Origin of the sequence: Streptococcus sp. UBA632, assembly GCF_002300045.1 — a bacterium.
GTDB lineage: Bacteria > Bacillota > Bacilli > Lactobacillales > Streptococcaceae > Streptococcus > Streptococcus alactolyticus.
Window position 1 is genome coordinate 1 of the sequence record NZ_DBPA01000056.1, and the last position, 1,022, is coordinate 1,022.

1 protein-coding gene is annotated in these 1,022 nt (G+C 34.9%); it reads right to left on the bottom strand.

Annotated features, from left to right (window positions below; translation table 11 throughout):
• Positions 1–8 precede the first annotated feature (8 nt).
• Positions 9–986 (bottom strand): choloylglycine hydrolase, encoded by a 978-nt coding sequence (gene bsh / locus B3473_RS06665; protein ID WP_154454284.1) that lies wholly within the window; start codon positions 984–986, stop codon positions 9–11.
• Positions 987–1,022 lie beyond the last annotated feature (36 nt).

Here is a 1,022-nt window from a genome sequence, read left to right on the forward strand (position 1 = left end):
TCAAGACCTTAATTTTGATAATTCACTTGCCAATCTTTAATCAATGGATAAGTAACTAACTTGTTATTATCCAAATTTTCCTTATGCATATCGACAGCTGTAATCTGTGAATTATCGTAAGTTGTGTAGTAATAAATACCTTTTTCTGTGTTGATACATGAACTGTAAATGGTGTATTCGTATTTGCCGCTTTCATCTACGTAACATAACCCTTTTTGTTGTTCAACGGATTTCAAAATATGGAAGAACTGGTTAACACTAGATACTTCTGTATCTTCTGCTACTGAATTTAATTTAGTAAAGGCTGCCTTAACATAGCGTGACATTGATGACAAATCACCAGGCAAACCAAGGCCTCCCATTCCTCGGCTATAAGTGTCTAAGGTAATTTCTGTAGAAAAGAGATTGTCAGAAACTTTTGGAGAAACGTGACGATAATTGTTTAAATTGAATAATTGTTTATCAAAAGTTGGGTTATTTGTCAAAACACCTGTTGGGTTATCATAAACCTTAAGACCACTAGCCACAGATTCCAACACAATAGCTTCATTGCGGTCTGCAATCAACCAGTGCAAGGGACTTGGTGGAAAATCATCACTAAATGCTTCATTTGTGACGTTAAGATTTTGGCAAAGTTTCTTAACTTCAGCAACAGATTGGCATTGTGATAAGAACCATGGAACCAATTCAAAAGATGCAAGGTTGTCTTTCCCTTCTGCTACTTCTTTATAGTCGGCATTTTCAGGGAAATTCAAACCTGCCATTCCTAAACCTTTTTCATTAACTGCTTCGTAATAAAGTGGGTAATCATCCACTACCGTTGCCATTCCAATCATGGCAAAATGGCTGTTATTTTCTCCTTGGTGTCTAAACGAAAAAGGATAATTTCGAGGACAAATCGTTACCGTTTCATTGTAAGAAAAGTCCAAATCAAGATTTCGACCAAAGTAATTATCTTTAGTTGTATAAGTAATTGCAGTACACATAAAAAAACTCCTTTAAAAAATACTTTAAAAGTCATC